At 30.7% G+C, this 18,490-nt stretch carries 16 protein-coding genes; 9 read left to right on the forward strand and 7 right to left on the reverse strand.

What is annotated here, in order from left to right; genetic code table 11:
• Positions 1 to 30: 30 nt before the first annotated feature.
• The 7 genes from ACYU7A_RS03610 to ACYU7A_RS03640 all read left to right on the forward strand — a co-directional run bounded on the left by ACYU7A_RS03610 (position 31) and on the right by ACYU7A_RS03640 (position 7,127).
• Entirely contained in the window at positions 31 to 1,926 is a 1,896-nt protein-coding gene (locus ACYU7A_RS03610; RefSeq protein ID WP_460574229.1) for a M1 family metallopeptidase, read from the forward strand.
• 79 nt (positions 1,927 to 2,005) lie between these two features.
• On the forward strand, positions 2,006 to 2,419 hold the full coding sequence (locus ACYU7A_RS03615) for a hypothetical protein (protein ID WP_460574230.1): 414 nt from the start codon (positions 2,006 to 2,008) through the stop codon (positions 2,417 to 2,419).
• 13 nt (positions 2,420 to 2,432) lie between these two features.
• Complete coding sequence (gene rnpA / locus ACYU7A_RS03620; protein WP_460574804.1) at positions 2,433 to 2,813, forward strand: ribonuclease P protein component; 381 nt, start codon at positions 2,433 to 2,435, stop codon at positions 2,811 to 2,813.
• Positions 2,814 to 2,969: 156 nt separating this feature from the next.
• Positions 2,970 to 3,845 (forward strand): DUF4349 domain-containing protein, encoded by an 876-nt coding sequence (locus ACYU7A_RS03625; protein ID WP_460574231.1) that lies wholly within the window; start codon positions 2,970 to 2,972, stop codon positions 3,843 to 3,845.
• A complete protein-coding gene (locus tag ACYU7A_RS03630) occupies positions 3,838 to 5,472 on the forward strand; it encodes a S41 family peptidase (RefSeq protein ID WP_460574232.1) in 1,635 nt (544 codons plus the stop codon). The genes ACYU7A_RS03625 and ACYU7A_RS03630 overlap by 8 nt, the downstream gene beginning before the upstream one ends.
• Complete coding sequence (locus ACYU7A_RS03635) at positions 5,472 to 6,287, forward strand: OmpA family protein (RefSeq protein WP_460574233.1); 816 nt, start codon at positions 5,472 to 5,474, stop codon at positions 6,285 to 6,287. The genes ACYU7A_RS03630 and ACYU7A_RS03635 overlap by 1 nt, the downstream gene beginning before the upstream one ends.
• A gap of 3 nt (positions 6,288 to 6,290) precedes the next feature.
• On the forward strand, positions 6,291 to 7,127 hold the full coding sequence (locus ACYU7A_RS03640; RefSeq protein WP_460574234.1) for an OmpA family protein: 837 nt from the start codon (positions 6,291 to 6,293) through the stop codon (positions 7,125 to 7,127).
• On the opposite strand, the gene ACYU7A_RS03645 is transcribed toward ACYU7A_RS03640, so the two are convergent.
• The 6 genes from ACYU7A_RS03645 to ACYU7A_RS03670 all read right to left on the reverse strand — a co-directional run bounded on the left by ACYU7A_RS03645 (position 7,124) and on the right by ACYU7A_RS03670 (position 14,419).
• Positions 7,124 to 7,579, reverse strand: a complete 456-nt coding sequence (locus tag ACYU7A_RS03645) for a GNAT family N-acetyltransferase (RefSeq protein WP_460574235.1) — start codon at positions 7,577 to 7,579, stop codon at positions 7,124 to 7,126. The two genes, ACYU7A_RS03640 and ACYU7A_RS03645, sit on opposite strands and share 4 nt — an antisense overlap.
• A 1-nt stretch (position 7,580) precedes the next feature.
• Positions 7,581 to 8,564, reverse strand: a complete 984-nt coding sequence (locus ACYU7A_RS03650; protein ID WP_460574236.1) for a DUF4837 family protein — start codon at positions 8,562 to 8,564, stop codon at positions 7,581 to 7,583.
• 39 nt (positions 8,565 to 8,603) lie between these two features.
• Entirely contained in the window at positions 8,604 to 10,940 is a 2,337-nt protein-coding gene (locus ACYU7A_RS03655) for a LysM peptidoglycan-binding domain-containing protein (RefSeq protein WP_460574237.1), read from the reverse strand.
• 101 nt (positions 10,941 to 11,041) lie between these two features.
• A complete protein-coding gene (locus ACYU7A_RS03660; protein ID WP_460574238.1) occupies positions 11,042 to 12,229 on the reverse strand; it encodes a phosphoglycerate kinase in 1,188 nt (395 codons plus the stop codon).
• A gap of 77 nt (positions 12,230 to 12,306) precedes the next feature.
• Positions 12,307 to 12,468 (reverse strand): hypothetical protein, encoded by a 162-nt coding sequence (locus tag ACYU7A_RS03665; RefSeq protein WP_460574239.1) that lies wholly within the window; start codon positions 12,466 to 12,468, stop codon positions 12,307 to 12,309.
• Positions 12,458 to 14,419, reverse strand: a complete 1,962-nt coding sequence (locus ACYU7A_RS03670) for a hypothetical protein (RefSeq protein ID WP_460574240.1) — start codon at positions 14,417 to 14,419, stop codon at positions 12,458 to 12,460. The genes ACYU7A_RS03665 and ACYU7A_RS03670 overlap by 11 nt, the downstream gene beginning before the upstream one ends.
• A 227-nt stretch (positions 14,420 to 14,646) precedes the next feature.
• Here ACYU7A_RS03670 and ACYU7A_RS03675 point away from each other — a divergent pair, with 227 nt between their 5' ends.
• Positions 14,647 to 15,795: a DNA polymerase III subunit gene (locus tag ACYU7A_RS03675; protein ID WP_460574241.1), complete on the forward strand. Its 1,149-nt coding sequence runs from the start codon at positions 14,647 to 14,649 to the stop codon at positions 15,793 to 15,795.
• 3 nt (positions 15,796 to 15,798) lie between these two features.
• Entirely contained in the window at positions 15,799 to 16,182 is a 384-nt protein-coding gene (locus tag ACYU7A_RS03680; protein ID WP_344815786.1) for a DoxX family protein, read from the forward strand.
• Here the strand turns inward: ACYU7A_RS03680 and ACYU7A_RS03685 are convergent.
• Complete coding sequence (locus tag ACYU7A_RS03685; protein ID WP_460574242.1) at positions 16,179 to 18,449, reverse strand: helix-turn-helix domain-containing protein; 2,271 nt, start codon at positions 18,447 to 18,449, stop codon at positions 16,179 to 16,181. The genes ACYU7A_RS03680 and ACYU7A_RS03685 overlap by 4 nt on opposite strands.
• Between the last annotated feature and the right edge of the window lie 41 nt (positions 18,450 to 18,490).

Consider the following 18,490-nt stretch of genomic DNA (forward strand, 5'->3'; position numbering starts at 1 on the left):
AACGTTCTTCCATTTTTTATTTAAAATCTGATGAAAAAATTTATTGCGCTTTCTTTTTTTATTATAAGTTTTTCGACTTCTTTTTCGCAAAGTAATGGTTATTGGCAACAAAAAGCTGATTACAAAATGGAAATTTCTATGGATGTTAAAACATACCAATACAAAGGAAAACAAGAGTTAATTTACACTAATAATTCTTCTGATACTTTACGAAAAGTTTTCTATCATTTGTACAATAATGCTTTTCAACCAGGAAGTGAAATGGATATGCGATTGCAGTCTGTAAAAGATCCAGATGGTAGAATGGTAAATAAAATTAAAGTTGACGATAAAACAACTAAAAACGAAAGTAGAATAGCCAAATTACTACCTAATGAAATAGGCTATTTACACATTTCAAATTTTAAACAAGACGGCCAAAGTGCTGTTGCTAAAGAAGTAGAAACTATCTTAGAAGTTACTTTAGCAAAACCTATCTTACCAGGTAAAACGACAACTTTCACATTAGATTTTGATGGACAAGTTCCGCTTCAAATTCGCCGTTCTGGACGAAATAACAAAGAAGGTGTAGAACTTTCGATGGCACAATGGTATCCAAAAATTGCCGAATTTGATTTTGAAGGATGGCACGCCGATCCTTACATAGCAAGAGAATTTCATGGTGTTTGGGGTAACTTTGATGTAAAAATAACAATCGATAAAAAATATCTTTTAGGAGGAACTGGTTATCTTCAAAACGGAAATGAAATTGGATATAACTATCAAAACGAAGGTGTTATTGTAAAAATCCCTAAAAAACAGAAAACATTAACTTGGCATTTTGTTGCGCCAATGGTGCATGATTTTACTTGGGCTGCTGATAAAAATTATCTTCATGATGTTGTAAAAACCGATTTCGGAACAACACTTCATTTTATATACAAAAACAATCCTAAAATTCTTGAAAACTGGAAACAAGCTCAACAGAAAACCGTTGCGCTAATGAACTATTTTAACACTACTGTTGGTAAATATCCATATGAACAATATTCTGTTATTCAAGGTGGTGATGGCGGAATGGAATATGCCATGTGTACTTTAATTTTGGGAGAAGGAACTTTTGAAGGACTTGTTGGAGTAATTGCCCACGAAATGGGACATTCATGGTTTCAACATGTACTTGCAACAAACGAAAGCAAACATTCTTGGATGGACGAAGGATTTACCTCTTTTATTGAAGACTTAGGAGTCAACGAACTTGCCGAGAAAAAATCAGCCAATCCTTTTGCTGGCTCTTATAAATCGTACATCAATTTGGCTAATTCTGGCAAAGAACAGCCGCTTTCAACACATTCAGATCGATATGACGAAAATAGAAGTTATAGCATTGCTTCTTATAGCAAAGGTGAACTTTTCTTAACTCAGTTAGAATATCTTATTGGAAAAGAGAATTTGATGAAAACAGTAAAAAGATTTTACTCAGAATTTAAATTCAAACATCCAACGCCTAATGACATTAAACGAACAGCAGAAAGAGTCTCGGGAGCAAATCTAGATTGGTATTTAACCGATTGGACCAAAACTCTTAATACTATTGATTATGGAATTAAAAATGTTGTAGAAAGTGATGGGAATTTTCTAAAATCAACCAAAACTAAAATTTCTCTCGAAAGAATAGGAAGAATGCCAATGCCAATAGATATTTTAGTAGAATATACCGATGGCACAAAAGAAACTTTTTACATTCCGTTGCGAATGATGAGTTTTGAAAAAGAAAATCCAACACCCGAAATTAAAAGAACTATTCTGAAAGATTGGGCTTGGGGAAACCCGAATTATTTCTTTGAAATTGATAAAGAGAAAACAGCAATTAAAAAAATCACTATTGATCCTAGCGGTTTAATGGCAGATGTGAAACCAGATAATAATTCTTACGAAATAAAATAAACCAAAAAGCGTTCTAAAATTGGAACGCTTTTTTTTGGAATAGAATTTGTAGTTTTACACTCGATTAAATTTCTTATTTATGAAACCTTTACATTTTATACTTTTTTTACTTACCCTAAACCTAGGTTTACACAAAACCTCAGCACAAGTTTACACTTTCAAAACGAGTAGTTTGAGTGTTATGGATAAAAATTCTAAAGGTGGTTGGAACGAATGGACCGAATTTAAAAAAGCCGAAATTATAATTACTTTAGATGCAAATAAAGATCGATTTGTTATCAATTCAAAAGAACTTCAATTGTATAAAATTGAATCCTATCTTGAAAAAGTTTCAAATGAAAATGATGACACTTTAGGTTTTATTTGCACTGATAATGATGGTGTTAAATGTGCTATTCTAATTGTCACTCGCAAAAAAGAAAACAATAGAATGCAGTTTTACATCAACTATCCTGACTTGAAAATGGTGTACAATATTTATACTACCAAATAATTTGTCAACAGAAGTGGATTTCAAATATCCGAAAAACGAAAAACTTAAAAGCAGAAAAACCATCGATTTGCTTTTTACTGAAGGAAAATCTGTCTCAAAATTTCCTTTACGATTGGTTTATACACCTATAGAAGACTGTGAAGGAAAAATAAAATTTGGCGTTTCTGTTTCTAAAAAACATTTCAAACATGCCGTAGATAGAAATTATTTCAAACGCGTTTTACGAGAATGTTACAGATTAAATAAACATTTGATACACGATAATTTAGACCAAAAATATGCTGTTATGTTTTTTTATCAAACTAAAGAAAGGCTGAGTTATGCTGAAATAAATGAAAAAACAATTTTGCTTTTCGAAAAATTTATTACCACAATAAATTCTGAACAATCCTAATTTTCCTTTCTGCAATAATTATCTAGTTTTTAACGTTTTTGAAAAATAAACTCTTTTTATTATGAAATCGCCATTAACAAAAAGTTTGCTTAAGCAAACACCTATGATTAAATACGCGATACCATATGTTACCGCTAAAAAATAAAATTTAAACATATGAAAAATTACTTTTGTTTATTGCTAATCTCTTTTTTAATAACAAGTTGTAAAGAAGATGCTTCCGCTGATGCTTATTCTGATGAGAAAATAATGTCTATCGAAATGCCTCCAAAAGAGGACGCTAATTATGATGTTGCAGCAGTTGATTCTACAGCTGCGGCGGTTGACGAACCTTCATCAAATGATTCCGAATCTAGTTTAGAAAAAATTGAACCTCAAATTATCAAAAATGGTGATTTGCGTTTTGAAACTGACGATTTAGAAAAAACCTATGAAATTGTTCAAAATGCTGTCAAAAAGAATGAAGGAACTATTCAAAATGATAATGAGGGTAAAGATTATCAAACTCATTATAGAAATTTAACTATCAGGGTTCCTAGTAAAAATTTTGATTCTTTTATTAAAGAAATTTCTACTGGAGTAAATTATTTTGATAGAAAAGAAATTTCATCAAATGATGTGACTGAAGAATACATTGATGTTGTTAGCCGAATTAAAACAAAAAAAGCATTAGAAGAAAGATATTTGGAGCTATTAAAAAAAGCAACAAAAGTATCCGAAATACTTGAAGTAGAAAGACAACTTTCAGAAATTAGAGAAGAAATTGAAGCTAAAGAAGGACGACTAAAATATATTAAAAATAGAGTTTCAATGAGTACAATAACTCTTGAAATTTATAAAACCGATGCTGAAAAAAGTGGAGCAACAGTTTCATTTGGCTCAAAAATTATTAATGCAATCAAATCAGGATTCAACGGAATATCAAGTTTCTTTATATGGTTAATAGGAATTTGGCCTTTTATTGTTATTTTAGTAGCCATTATTTACTTCGTAAGAAAACGATTCAAGAAAAAAACAAAAAAAGATGTTTAAGTACTTTAAAAAAAGATATATAATTCCGATTGTTGCCTCGGGTTTTTTATTTGTTGGCGCTAGTTTCAAAGACGATTTTTTTGAAATTGCTAAGCAAATTGAAATTTTCACAACACTTTTCAAAACCGTAAATCAAAACTATGTTGATGAAGTAAATCCTTCTGAATTGATGGATAAAGCAATCAAAAGTATGTTAGCTGATTTAGATCCGTATACTAATTATTTTAACGAACAAGATGTTGTAAAATTTAAAATAAACAACACTGGTGAATATACTGGAATTGGCGCGATGATTACTCGAAAAGAAGACAAGCTAATCATCAAAGAACCTTACAAAGGATTTCCTGCCGACAAAGCCGGATTGAAAGCTGGTGACGCCATTATTCAAATTGGTGATGTGCTTTTAGCAGATTTTAAAGAAGATGCTTCTCAATTGTTAAAAGGAGCTAAAAACACTAAAGTTGAGGTAAAATACCTTCGTCAAGGAAAAACGCTAACTGCACAAATTATTTTGGATGAAGTAGAAATAAAAGCCGTTCCATTTTTCTCAAAAATTGATGAAAAAACAGGATATATTGTGCTTTCTGCTTTCAACAGAAAAACCACTCAAGAAACTAAAGAAGCACTTGAAAAACTAAAAGCCGATGGTGCTGAAAGAATTATTTTAGATTTAAGAGGAAATCCAGGAGGTCTTTTAAACGAAGCTGTAAATGTATGTAACCTTTTTGTGCCTAAAGGTGAAGTTATTGTAACAACTAAATCTAAAAATCCTAAGTATAATGTTACTTACAAGACAACTAGAGAGCCTATTGATTTGCAAATTCCACTAGCTATTATTGTTGATGGAAAAAGTGCATCAGCTTCTGAAATCGTATCTGGTGCTTTGCAAGATTTAGATCGTGCCGTTGTAATTGGTAGCCGAAGTTTCGGAAAAGGTTTAGTTCAAAGACCAATTGATATGACTTATGGCACTCAAGTAAAAGTTACAATTTCTCGTTATTATACACCATCAGGAAGATGTATTCAAGCATTAGACTATTGGCATAAAGACAAAGACGGAAAAGCTACTCGTACAGATGCTTCAAAATATACAGCCTTCAAAACCAAAAAAGGAAGAACAGTTTATGATGGTGGTGGAATTCAACCTGATGTAGAATTGGAAGAAACCAAACTAAGCACTATTGCTGAGGTGCTTCAAAAGAATGATGGAATTTTTAATTATGTAACTAATTATTACTACAAAAATCCTTCGCTTGGAGATAAAATTCCAACCATTACTGATGCTGATTTTGCAGACTTTAAAGCATTTTTGAAAAAAGAAAAAATTAGCTTCGATACAGAAACAGAATTGGCTTTGAAAAATACTTTAGAAAAAGCTAAAAAAGAAAAAATTGACGAATCTATTAAAGCTCAATACGACCAATTATTTGCTGCTCTACAAAAAAGTGAAGAAGCGCTTTTAGATAAAAATCAGAAGGAAATTAAGAAATTAATTCTGGATGAAATCATTAAACGTTATCAATACAAAGAAGGATTGTACCAATATTATGTAAAAAATAATCCAGAAATTGCTAAGGCAAGTTCTATTTTGGCTAACCCAACTGAGTACAACAAAATACTACAATAATGTTTCGATTTTTAAAATATTTACCGCTTTTATTTTTTGGTTTTATTTCGGCTCAAGAGGAAGCAGTTTATTCTGTTTATTTTGAATTTGATAAATTTTCTTTAGATGATAAACAAGCTAAAGAGGTAGTTAATTTCATTAAAAATACGGATTCTACAAGAATTGAATCAGTACAAATTTTTGGTTACACTGATGATATTGGAAAAGAAGCTTATAATTTTAAACTTTCTACCAATAGAGCCAATACCATTCAAAATAAACTAATAGAAAATGGTATCAAAAACAAAATCATCGTTACCATTGAAGGAAAAGGAAGAATACTTATAGATGATGATATTGTAGACAATCTTCCCGAAAAACGCTCTAAAAATCGTCGTGTAGACGTTGTTTTAAACTTAAAAGAACTTCCTAAATTGGTTTTGCCTGGGTTTTATAATATGATTCAAAAAAATCATGTGGTAGGCGATCATATTTATCTTGAAAATATTCTTTTTGACAAAGGTAGTAGCCACCTTACAACTAAAGCAAAAAGTGAATTAGACAAGGTTGCGCTTTTGTGTTTGAGATATAAAAACTTAGAATTTGAAATTCAAGGACATGTTTGTTGCACGCCGCCAAATCAAAAAGAAGCTATTGATAAAGACACTAAAAAACGTCAATTATCTACCAACAGAGCACAATCTGTTTTTAAATATTTGGCATTTAGAAGAGTTCCAAAAAACAGAATGACATTCAAAGGATACGGAAATACTGTTCCGCTTGGTAAAGAACCTGAATATGACCGACGTGTCGAATTGGTAATTACCAAGATATAATTTATGAAGCAAATTTATTTGTTGTTCCTTTTTTGTTGTTCCATTCTCTATTCACAAGAAGAACAAAAATCAATTATAGTTTTATTTAATTCAAACGAATTCGCTTTATCTTCTGAGGCTGAAGGAACTTTAAGTGCTTTTTTTTCTGATGAAACTTTAGTCATTGCATCAATTTCAATTGAGGGTTTTTGTGATGATGTTGGCTCTATAGAAAACAACTTGATTTTATCTACAAATAGAGCACAATCAGTTGCAAATTATTTGAAAAAGGAATTTAATCTGAATTGCAACTCTATTCTTGGCAAAGGAGAACTTCCACTAACAAACATCTCTTCTGTCGATGAATCTAGAAAAAACAATAGAAAAGCTATTCTAGAAATTACTTTCTCTAAAAGTTCTGAAGAAAATAATGTATCAAACAAAGACTCTGAAAACCGTTACAAAAACTACAAAACCTTTTCAGATAAATTAGTTGTTGGTGATAAAATCATTATCAAAAATCTTCTTTTTAAAGGTAGTTTAACGATTTTTGAAAATCCAGAAGAGGCAATTATTGAACTTGAAAAAATAGTAGTTTATCTAAATGAAAATCCCAACACAACTATCGAAATTCAAGGTCATGTTTGTTGCATAGGAAGCCCTCATAGCGATGCTCACGATCGATTTTCTGGAAAAAATAACTTATCGCATACAAGAGCTCAAAAAGTATTTGACTATTTAATTGAAAAAGGAATCTCGCCAAACCGAATGACACACATGGGTTACGGTAGAAAATTTCCTATTCCTGGTGGAATTGAATCTGATAATAAACGTGTGGAGATTTTAATTACAAAGATTTAATGCTCTCGTTTCATTTCAATATGCGGAATATCGTCTTCTAGATACATTTCACTTGTTTGAACAAAATCATGGCTTTCGTAAAATTTCTTCAAATAAAGTTGAGCTGAAATAGTTATTTTAGTTTCCTCAAAATAAGTTTCTATCCCTTCAATAGCTTGCTGCATCATTTCGTGTCCAAATTTTTTATCGCGCACTTCTGGATGAACAATAACTCTTCCTATGGAAGCATTATCGAAATAGTCTCCTGCTTTAAACAATCTTGCGTAGGCTACAATTTTGCCTTCTAACTCGCCAAGTAAGTGTAATGCTTTTTCATCTTTGCCATCAATGTCTTGATAAACGCAATTTTGCTCCACTACAAAGACAAGAGAGCGAAGTTGTAGTAAAGAATATAGTTCTTGAAGAGATAGTTCGTTAAATCGCTTTATTTTCCATTTAATGCTTTCTGCCATTTTATTTCTTTTTTAAAAACTGAACCGATTTAATAATGGATTCCAATTCGAACATTAAATCTCTTTTTTGTTTTGATGGTGCGTAGCAAAATCCTTCAATTATTAAAATTCTGTTATTGGTTTTGTCAATAATAGCATAATTGATAAATGGTCCATTCATTGATTCGTGAAGTAATTCCCAATTTCCTTTGGTTTCAAATGTTTCTCTATTGAAAATTTTGGTTTTAGAAAAATATGGAGAAAATGCTGGTTCCGTAATCATTCTAGTTTTTGGAACAGCTCCGTGAATATAAATTCTACCAATAGAATCACGAATTTGAATTATTCTGTTGACAGCTTTACCATTGTCTTTAATGCTATTAAGTGGTACTTGATAAAAAACCAAACTCATGTTACCACTTGTAATGTCTTTTTTAAACCAAATAAACCTTTTTCCATGCATTACCATTCGATATTTAGAAGGAATGTTAATCTTGATATTGAATTTTTCTACTACTTTTTTGAAATCTAAAACAGAGTCTTTTTTAATTCTGTCTTGGTAAACTTTGATTTCAGAAGTTTTTATTCTGCTTATAATAAGCGAATCATTTGCTTGAATGGTATCTAAAATCTCTTGAACCGTTTTACCTGAAACATGAACAACTACTTGAGGATTAGCATATTCATTATTTTCAATTCTAAACTGACTTTTAGCTTCTTTTTTAACAACAATAATATTTCTACTATTGCTCATAAAACCTTCAAGTAGTTTTACTGGATATTGATTCAATGTAAAAATAGGTTCTTCTTGAGGCAAACCTACAACTGGTGATGCAAATTTATTTCGTACGCTATCACCAATTTCTCCATTCCAAAGTTGGTCGTCGATAATAACGGCAACTTCGTTGGTTTTTCGGGAAGTTTCACTAGTGTTTTTAACTTCTTTAGAATCGCAAGAAGTTAGAAAAATAGCTACAATAGAAAATAAAAAAAGGGCTTTATTCATGATTAGAAATAAAGCCCAAATTTATGTAAGATTTTTGTATTATCCGTTAATTTTTAATTTCATTCCAGGTTGAATACTTTCGCCTTTGATATTATTCCATTTTTTAATGTCTGAAATGGTAACTCCAGGGAATTTTTGAGAAATACTAAATAAAGAATCTCCTTTTCTTACTTGGTACATTTTCTCTTTAGCTTTCTTCTGATTGGCTGCATAATCGTTTTTCTTAGCTTTTTTATCTGCTATAGAAGCGATTTCTTCTTTACCAACTATTAGTTTGTCACCTTCTTTGATATTTGTATCTGAAAGCGAGTTTAATTCTAATAAATCATTAACAGTTGTATTGTATTTTCTAGCAATAGTTCCAAGATATTCACCTTTACCAACTACGTGTTCAATATTTTTTAGTTCTCCTTTAGAAATTGATTCCTCTTTAACTTCTGCTAAACTTTCACCTGAAATAATTAATTGCGTTCCTACTTTTACATTGGTATCAATTAAATTATTCCATTCTTTAATATTTTGAACTGTTACATTGTTTTTCTTAGCAATAGCTGTCAAATTATCACCTTTAGCTACAACATAATAGTTTTCAGATTTTGAAGTTGTGTCTACTTTCTCCTCTTTTTTAGCTTTAGAAGTTTTTGGTTCCACTGATGCTATTTCTTCTTTTTTAGAAGTAAATGGCTGTTTAACTTCTTTCTTAACGGTTGTAACTACTTTCTCGTTTTTAATGATTTTTAGGTTATCGCCTAGACCAATATTGCTTCCTTTTATCTTATTCCATTTTTTAACGTCTGCAACAGAAACTTCATATTTATCGGCAATTTCACCAAGTACATCACCTTTTTTAACTTTATGATATTTCGTAACATCTTTATAAGTTACCACTTTTTCTGTCTTGAAAACTTTTTCAGTTTTTAATTCATTTGAAGCAACATTGGTGTTTTCATTAGAAATTACTTTAGGCAATTTGGTTGCAACTGAATCGGCTTTTGAATCTTTTTTGTCTTTGTAAGCTATTCTTTCTGTTGAGACAATTTTAAGGTTTCTTCCTAAAGGTGCTTTGTTACTTCTTAATCCATTCCACTTTTTGATATCACCAATTGAAACTTGATATCTATCGGCTATTTCACTAAGATTATCACCTTTCCTTACTTTATGATATTTGGTTCTAGTGGTAAATTCTCTCTCGGTAAAAGCAACATTAGTAGAATCATTTTGTTTAACAGAAGCTAAACGCTCATAAGGACGTTCTCTTTTGTCTGCTTGATATTTTACATAGGCATAAACCTTATCTTCGTTAGAAGCAAAAATTGCAATTTTGTCTTTTGGTAATCTCAAGAAGTTTTTTTCACCTGAAATTGCTGGAATTTCATTTCTCTTAAACGAAGGGTTGAAAAACTGGATTTCAGCCACTGGAACATCTAACAAATCTGAAATTTGTTTAAACGTCATGTGGTTTTTAATCATTATTGTATCGGTTGCAAAATGATTGGCAACAGCTTTATTCGGCACAATTCCGTGTTCTTTATGATATTCAAAAATATACATTGTTGCTAAAAAAGCTGGAAGATATCCTTGAGTTTCCTTTGGAAGATTTTTTCTAATGTTCCAATAATTTTGTTGACCTCCTGAACGACGAATAGCTTTGGCAACATTTCCAGGTCCAGAATTGTAAGACGCTAAAACTAAATCCCAATCACCAAAAATTTTGTACATATTGGTCATGTATTGGGTTGCCGCTTGACTTGCTCTAAGTGGATCGCTTCTTTCATCAACATAAGAAGTAATGTTCAAACCATATTGTTTTCCTGTTTGATACATAAATTGCCACAAACCTGTTGCGCCAACTCTAGAAACCGCTCTCGGATTTAAAGCAGATTCAACAACAGCAAGATATTTAATTTCTAATGGGATGTTTTGAACCGCTAAAGCTTCTTCAAATATTGGAAAATAAAACTGAGATATTCCCATCAAACGTTCAAATCCTTTTTTTCTATTTTTTAAGAATGACTTAATAACGTTTTCTAAACCAATGTTGTACTCAATATTGAAAGGTGATTTTTCGTCTAATATCTTTAAACGTTCTTTCAATAATTCTGTTGGTAATTCGTAATCAACAGGCTTATCGATATCAATATTTTTTATATCTTCTAGAAGAGTGCTGTAAACGTCTAAAGAGGTTAATTCTTTCATCCAAAGACTATCAATACATGAAGCCATTTCGTCATTAACGAAAGTCGCTTTTATTGAATCTAAGTAGGAAATTTTGGTCTCTTTTTTTACAATCGAATCTTGTTGTGTTGCAACTTCTTGTCCGAAAACAACTGAAGAAGCTACCAAAAGAAACGCTGTTAATTTATTTTTTATAATCATATTTTGTATTCTCAAAAATTTGTTAATCAGCATTTTATGCTAAAATGCAAAGTTACTAACTATAACGCAACAATATGTTTAATTATTGTTAAAGTCTTTTTTTAGTCTAAAATTGCCTGAATACCTGGTAAAACTCTTCCTTCAAGCATTTCTAACATAGCTCCACCACCAGTAGAAACGTAACTCATTTTGTCTTCTAACCCGAACTGTTTTACGGCTGAAACTGAGTCGCCACCACCAACTAGTGAAAAAGCACCATTGGCAGTTGATTCTGCAATATATTCGCCTAAAGTAATGGTTCCGTGAGCAAATTTTTCCATTTCAAAAACACCCAAAGGACCATTCCAAAGGATTGTTTTTGAATCCATTATAATTTTTTTGAAATTTTCTAATGATTTTGGTCCTGCATCAAGTCCTTGCCATCCGTCAGGAATTTCACGAACATCTACAATTTGTGTTTCTGCATCATTTGAAAAAGCATTGGCAGCAACAACATCAACTGGAATATGAATGTGAACACCTTTTTCTTTGGCTTTATGTAAAATTTCGATTGCTAAATCTAATTTATCGTCTTCACAAATAGAATCTCCTACTTTTCCTCCTAAAGCTTTGATGAATGTAAAAGTCATTCCACCACCAATAATCATGTGGTCTACCTTATCTAAAATATTTTCAATAACGGTAATTTTAGAAGAAACTTTAGAGCCGCCAAGAATAGCAGTAACTGGTTTGACAGAATTTTTTAAAACTCTATTCAAACTATCTATTTCTTTTGCCAAAAGCAATCCGAAACATTTTTGATTTGGGAAAAATTGTGCCACAATTGTTGTTGAAGCATGAGCTCTGTGGGCAGTTCCAAAAGCATCATTTACATAGATATCTCCAAGTTGAGAAAGTTCCCTAGCAAAATCAATATCTCCAGCTTCTTCTTCTGCATAAAAACGTAAATTTTCTAGAAGTAAAACTTGACCTGGTTGTAAATTTGCAGCAGCATTAAAAGCAACTTCGCCTCTACAATCTGAAGCAAATTCTACATTTGTTCCAAGAACTTCTGAGACTGTTTTAACGATATGTTTTAAAGAATATTTTTCTTCTTTTCCTTTTGGTCTTCCTAAATGCGACATTAGAATTACACTTCCGCCATCTGCAAGAATTTTATCAATTGTTGGCTTTGCAGCTTCAATTCTATTGGTATCTGTAACATTAAAATTTTCGTCTAACGGAACATTAAAATCTACTCTGATTAAAGCTTTTTTATCTTTGAAATTGAAATCGTTTAAGGTTTTCATTTAAATTGCAGTATTAATTGATATTAATCTGCAAATATAAGTATTTTGTTTTTTATTAAAAATGAGAAATATCAGGTCTATTCGTTATCCGTTTCTTCGTCACGCACTGAATGTATTTTTACTCCTTCACATCCGAAAATACTTGATTTAAATTCAATTTCTTGGATAATTTTTGGAAACATATTTTTCTTTTCTATAACTGATTTGTAGATTCCGTATATAAGTATATTAATCGTCATTGTCTGTAATTAGTGCGTTGTTATTGTTTACTGATAAAATCCAAAGTTTACCTTGGTAAGTATTGTTAATTTTAGAAAGATACAATGCTTGCGCTTCTTGCTCATTGTCGACCTTTTTTAAATAAACATATTTATAATTATTCATTGGATTAATTAACACTTTTGGTGTCAATCCTTTTGATTTTAGTAAATTGAAAAAGTTAACCGAATTTTCTGATACTGAAAACACATTGGCAACAATATAATATCCTCTTGGTTCATTTGGTATAGAGACAATCTGAACATCAAAAAGTTCTTTTTTGTTTGGTTCTTTTATTGCAACTTCTTGTTTAATAGGCTGCTCTTTTTTACTTGCATCGGCAATCAAATCATTATTGTTTTTGTTGATTGCCAAAATCTGAATTCTATCTTCGTAAGTATCATCTAGTTTTGAAAGATATAAATCGACTATTTCATTTAAATCGTTGTTTTTCTTTAGATAAACATAACGATAATTGTTTAAAACATTAGTAAAAAAGTCGGCTTCGATATCTTTTGATTTTAGAAAAGTTACAAATTCTATTGCACTTTGTTCTGTTTTAAAAATATTAGCTATTATATAATAACCTGTAGTTGCAGATGAAATTGATGCAGTTTGTACTTCAATAATGTTATTTTTACTATCTATAAAAGTGTTTTTTCTATTTCTGTTTATTGAAGAACTTGTTCTATAATCTTCGATTAAAAAATCTTTGTTGGCTGGTATAAATTTTATCAGATTATTTTTTGAATTGACTTTCAATGGTTTGTCATCATTTGTGGCATAATTAATTTCACCAATTGATGGCGTTACTTCTACTCCAAATGCAGTAAAAAACATAAAACATCTATCACCTACTGATTTTAATCTTAATGTAGCTTCTTTGATATTATTTCCAATGATTGTATTATTAGGATTTGGTATTGTAAACAAACATGTGTCGTAACCTAATGTGTTTTTACTATCAGGATATCTATTAATGAAATTCTGATTTTCTATAGTAATCGAACTATTAAAAAAGTTATTGTCTTTTCTAATGTTTGTGCTTAATGGTGTGAAAAGTTTACTTTCGTTTGAACTAAAAAGTAATTGATCTCCCAAAAGGTTGTTATCACCTTCTAAAGCGGCACAAGCAATTTTTGCTCTAACATTTCCTTCTGGTAAAGTTTGAAATCCGTTAAATACTATATCTGTTGACTTGTCTGTAACACCAGCGAAACCATCATAACTTGATACAAACTTTCCACTCATGTTTTGGTCTTCGTAGACAATAAAAATAGTCCATCCTGCAGAAACTCCACCTTCGATTATTCCTTGAGTTGCTTTTACGTTAGCAACTGAATAAACACCCGAAGCATTTGATAATTCATTTAAATATTCTGTAATATCAGCGTAAACTGCATAGGGAGCAATTTCATCAAACTCATTTTTGCCAGCACCATCAAATATAACTTGACCCGAAACATCTATGTATTTCTCTTTATTAGGTAGCTTTAATTTTACATTAGAAAAAGTTCCTCGTGAAGCGTCTGATGGAATAAACTTTTTTTCTGATTTTTGAATTCCCGCATTATAACGATAGGTTCCTGACCAATAAAGTCCTGCGTAAACTATTTTTTTTCTGTTAGAATTCTCAAGATATAACTCAGCACTACTTGAAGAAAAAGTAGATTCATCTTCATCAATATCAATATAAGCCATATCAAATTCATCATTCAATTTGGCATAAGAAGTAAGATTATAGTAAGGTTCGTTTGGACCGCTTGTAAAGTCAACTCTGTTTACGCTATTATTGGCAATTATAGTCATATCGCCTTTTACAAATCCTTGGTAACGAATTTTAAACGGAACCGAAAGTTGAGCAAAATTGGTTGTGCTAACCAATAACATAGTTAGAAAAACTATTTTTCGAAGAGTAATTTTAGCATTCATAATTCTAAGTTTTTTAGATTGGGGTCTTTAAAACATTTGAAAAAATCGTTATTAACAATTCAAAATTATAATAAATATCGATTAAATGCATCATTTAACCGATTAAATGCTGTTTTTTGTTGTTTTTGAATACTTTTTCCTGCTTATTAATTATATTTATATGTTTTTTCCTACGTGTTTTTTAAAGTTATCAACAAAACAAATACTAATTTTTATTATCTTTGCTTATGCAGTTTTCAGAAATTTTAGGTCAAGAACATATTAAGAACCACTTAATTAGAAGTGCAAGCCTTGGAAGAATTCCACATGCGCAACTATTTGTTGGTCAAGAAGGATGTGGAACTTTAGCAATGGCAATCGCTTATGCACAATATATCGTTTGCCAAAATTCTGGAAATGAAAATATTGGACAGAATGAAGCTTGTAATTTAAAATTCAATCACTTACAACATCCTGATTTACATTTTATATATCCTACAGTTTCTACAGAAGATGTAAAAACAAAACCTAAAAGTTTAGATTTTATTCAAGAATGGCGCCAATTCATTACTGAAAATGTTTATGGTGGATTGTTTGATTGGTACAAAATATTAGGAGTTCAGAATAAGCAAGGGATGATTCGTGTTGAAGATGCCTCTGAAATATTAAAATCATTAGCGCTGAAATCGCACGAAGGAGGATACAAAATAATGATTATTTGGATGGCAGATAAAATGAATTTAGAAGCGTCTAATAAACTTTTAAAACTATTTGAAGAACCAACAGATAAAACAGTTTTTATATTAATTTCTGAAAATGAAGAAGATATAATTCAAACCATTCGTTCACGATGTCAAGTATTGCATTTTAACCGATTACCAGAAAATGTGATTTCTGAAGCTTTGGTTTCACATGAAAATATTGATGAAAAATTAGCATTCAAAATTGCACATCAAGCTCAAGGAAATTATAACAAAGCATTGCACTTTTTAAAAGAAGACCATGAAGAATTGCCTTTCGAAAAATGGTTTGTCGACTGGATTCGAGCTGCATTTAGAGCCAAAGGAAATGCCACAGCTATTCAAGATTTAATTGCTTGGAGTGATCAAATTGCAAGTTTAGGTCGTGAAGCACAGAAGAAATTTTTAAATTATTGTATCGATATGTTCCGTCAAGCATTATTGCTGAATTATCAAGCTGAAAAATTGGTCTATATGGAACCAACAGTTGATAAATTTAAACTAGAGAATTTTGCTCCTTTTGTAACAGGAAACAATATTACAGAAATTTTTAAAGAACTATCCGATGCATCTTACCACATTGAACGCAACGGAAATGCAAAAATTATATTGACCGATTTATCAATAAAACTTACTCGTTTAATTCACAAAAAATAAGCTATGAACAATACAGCATCAGTTTTGGTTTTGGTTTTTCTAACTATAACTTTCATAATGTCGGCACACGATAAGCTTTTTCATTGGAATGATAATATGGCTTGGATGAAACCTCATTTTGAAAAAACTATTCTAAAAAACTTTGTTCCTCAAGCTCTTGGAGTTTTGGTCTTTTTTGAATTAATAGCAGGAATTTCTTGCGTTGTAGGAATCATAGAACTTTACATTAATGGTGGCAGAATGTTTGGTTTTTATGGTGCTGTTTTTTCTTGTATCTCACTACTAATGATGTTATTTGGTCAACGATTGGCAAAAGATTTTGACGGAGCTAGAACGATAGCCATTTACTTTGTTATAGCTATTTTAGGTGTTTTTTGGTTGAGTTAAACATTCAAACTCGCTTTAAACATTCTTAATTCTTCCCAAGAAAAATCCTCGCCTAATTGTTCTTTCATTGGTGTTAATGATTCTTCTTTATAGCCATAAAATGCTTTCGTTAAAATTTCAATTTTATCTTCTGGCATAATATCGTTGATGCTAACTGCTTTATCTTGAATTAGTTTTGTAAAATGTGATAAAATTGTTGCAACAGTAAGCTTTCTCAAATTGGCAATTTCTTCTATTGTATTTCTTTCTACCCAAAGTTCATAAGTGATTTGAGATGTTGGTTTTTTTGGAGTTATTTCCGACTTCTTTTTCTTTGGCTCGTAATAACTAACGTCTTCTTTATCTTCTATCAAATTAAGGTTGTTTCGTTTGAAATCTTCAACAACTCTCTCAATTTTGTTCAATTTGTAATTCTTTATTTCCGAAGAATTTAAACTATCTTTACTAATGGTTTTTCTATTCATAATAGTTTCCATCAACAATTTGGCTTTCATTAATCGTAATACTGCTTTGGTTTGCAAATCTTCTAAATCTAGCAATTCGTCGTAAAATTGTTTTACTTGTTTAACCCTTTTTATTTCTTCAATTTTATATAAAATTTCGTATTCTAGCTTGTCTAATTTATCAAAAAAATAACTGTAAGCTGCTTGAATTCTATCGTTAATAAACTGATAATCTGTAGTTTCTTGAGAAAATAATTTATTTAGTTGAGAAATAAATTTCCTAGATGGATCAATAATTGAATCACAAAGTTCTAACTGTTGCGCAGCCCAATTGGCAGATTTAGACTTTACAGATTTATCACTATCAAGGTAACTAAATTTATGATTACGCCATTCTTGAGCAAGTTCAGTCCAATCAAAACTGTTTATTAAATAATTATGAATAAAGTTCTTAGTTTCATTTTGTAAAGCATTTTCTAAGTGATCTTCTGAGGCTTTATTTAAAGAATAATCCATTACATCTTGATCGTTAGAAATTCCGTTCATTCTTAACGGAGAAAGTAAAATTAAGCCATTTAAAGAGCGTAAACGAGAAAGTGCAACATACGCTTGTCCTGGAAGAAAAACTTGCGAAACATCAAGCGCTGCTTTGTCAAAAGTTAATCCTTGACTTTTATGAACGGTTATTGCCCAAGCTAATTTAATTGGATAATGAACAAATGTGCCCAAAACCTCTTCTTGAACCTCTTTTGTGTTCTCGTCTATGGAATATCTAATATTTTGCCATTCGTATTTTTCAACCTCAATGGTTTTATTTTCATCAGGAAAATGAATCATTATTTCTTTCTCGGAAATAGATTTTACAAAACCCATTTTACCATTAAAGAACTTCTTTTCAAAAGACAAATCGTTTTTAATAAACATGATTTGAGCACCAACTTTAAGTTCCAATTTTTCTTCAATAGGATAAATCTTATCCGGAAAATCACCAGTTATTTCTGCATAATAGGTTTTTGATCTTCCTTCTAAATCCTGAAGAGATTCTAAATTTATTGTGTCGGCTTTTACGTTATGTGTTGTAAGTGTTATGTAACCTTTATTTGCTTTTAAATCAAAATCTGGTTTAACAAATTCATTTAAAATTTGGATGTCATTTTGTGTTATTCGGTTGTTTCTCAAATTATTAAGTACAGAAATAAAACGATCATCTGTTTGTCTAAAGATTTTCGAAAGTTCAATATACAACGGCGGAAATTGTTCAATTACATGAGAATGAAAGAAGAATTTTCCTCGATAATATTGCTTTAAAGTTCGCCATTCTTCATCACGAATTACAGGCGGTAGCTGAAGTAAATCGCCAATAAAAAGTACTTGAACTCCACCAAATGGTTGTATTTTTTTACGAACTGATTGCAGCATAAAATCCATAGCATCCAATAAATCGGAACGTAACATACTGACTTCATCAATAATCAGTAACTCCATGTTTTTAATAACAGCTTTTTTTAATCCACTCATTTTGAAGTGTCTACGAAGTGTAACACGACTTTCAAACTTAGAATTTTCTGCGAATTGTGGTGTAGAATTGTCTGGAATAAATCCGCCAAAAGGAAGTTGAAACATAGAATGAATTGTTACGCCTCCAGCATTTAATGCAGCAATTCCTGTGGGTGCAACAACTACACAATTCTTGTGAGTGGTTCTGATAATTTCTTTGAGAAGAGTAGTTTTTCCGGTTCCTGCTTTTCCTGTGAGAAATACAGAACGGTTAGTTTGGTTGATAAATTGCAAAACATATTTTGCTTCTGCTGATACAAATTCCATGGCTTATATTTTAAAAAGCAAATATAAAAGTTTGTTAATCA

The organism is Flavobacterium koreense (assembly GCF_054776075.1).

Excerpts from the sequence above, each read along its gene's own strand:
- ACYU7A_RS03645 (WP_460574235.1), bottom strand. The coding sequence starts at position 7,579 with ATGGCAGAAAGCATTAAATGGAAAATAAAGCGATTTAACGAACTATCT.
- ACYU7A_RS03665 (WP_460574239.1), bottom strand. The coding sequence starts at position 12,468 with ATGACGATTAATATACTTATATACGGAATCTACAAATCAGTTATAGAA.
- ACYU7A_RS03685 (WP_460574242.1), bottom strand. The coding sequence starts at position 18,449 with ATGGAATTTGTATCAGCAGAAGCAAAATATGTTTTGCAATTTATCAAC.
- ACYU7A_RS03640 (WP_460574234.1), top strand. The coding sequence starts at position 6,291 with ATGAAGCAAATTTATTTGTTGTTCCTTTTTTGTTGTTCCATTCTCTAT.
- ACYU7A_RS03635 (WP_460574233.1), top strand. The coding sequence starts at position 5,472 with ATGTTTCGATTTTTAAAATATTTACCGCTTTTATTTTTTGGTTTTATT.
- ACYU7A_RS03680 (WP_344815786.1), top strand. The coding sequence starts at position 15,799 with ATGAACAATACAGCATCAGTTTTGGTTTTGGTTTTTCTAACTATAACT.
- ACYU7A_RS03670 (WP_460574240.1), bottom strand. The coding sequence starts at position 14,419 with ATGAATGCTAAAATTACTCTTCGAAAAATAGTTTTTCTAACTATGTTA.
- ACYU7A_RS03630 (WP_460574232.1), top strand. The coding sequence starts at position 3,838 with ATGTTTAAGTACTTTAAAAAAAGATATATAATTCCGATTGTTGCCTCG.
- ACYU7A_RS03610 (WP_460574229.1), top strand. The coding sequence starts at position 31 with ATGAAAAAATTTATTGCGCTTTCTTTTTTTATTATAAGTTTTTCGACT.
- ACYU7A_RS03660 (WP_460574238.1), bottom strand. The coding sequence starts at position 12,229 with ATGAAAACCTTAAACGATTTCAATTTCAAAGATAAAAAAGCTTTAATC.
- ACYU7A_RS03625 (WP_460574231.1), top strand. The coding sequence starts at position 2,970 with ATGAAAAATTACTTTTGTTTATTGCTAATCTCTTTTTTAATAACAAGT.
- ACYU7A_RS03675 (WP_460574241.1), top strand. The coding sequence starts at position 14,647 with ATGCAGTTTTCAGAAATTTTAGGTCAAGAACATATTAAGAACCACTTA.
- ACYU7A_RS03655 (WP_460574237.1), bottom strand. The coding sequence starts at position 10,940 with ATGATTATAAAAAATAAATTAACAGCGTTTCTTTTGGTAGCTTCTTCA.
- ACYU7A_RS03650 (WP_460574236.1), bottom strand. The coding sequence starts at position 8,564 with ATGAATAAAGCCCTTTTTTTATTTTCTATTGTAGCTATTTTTCTAACT.
- ACYU7A_RS03615 (WP_460574230.1), top strand. The coding sequence starts at position 2,006 with ATGAAACCTTTACATTTTATACTTTTTTTACTTACCCTAAACCTAGGT.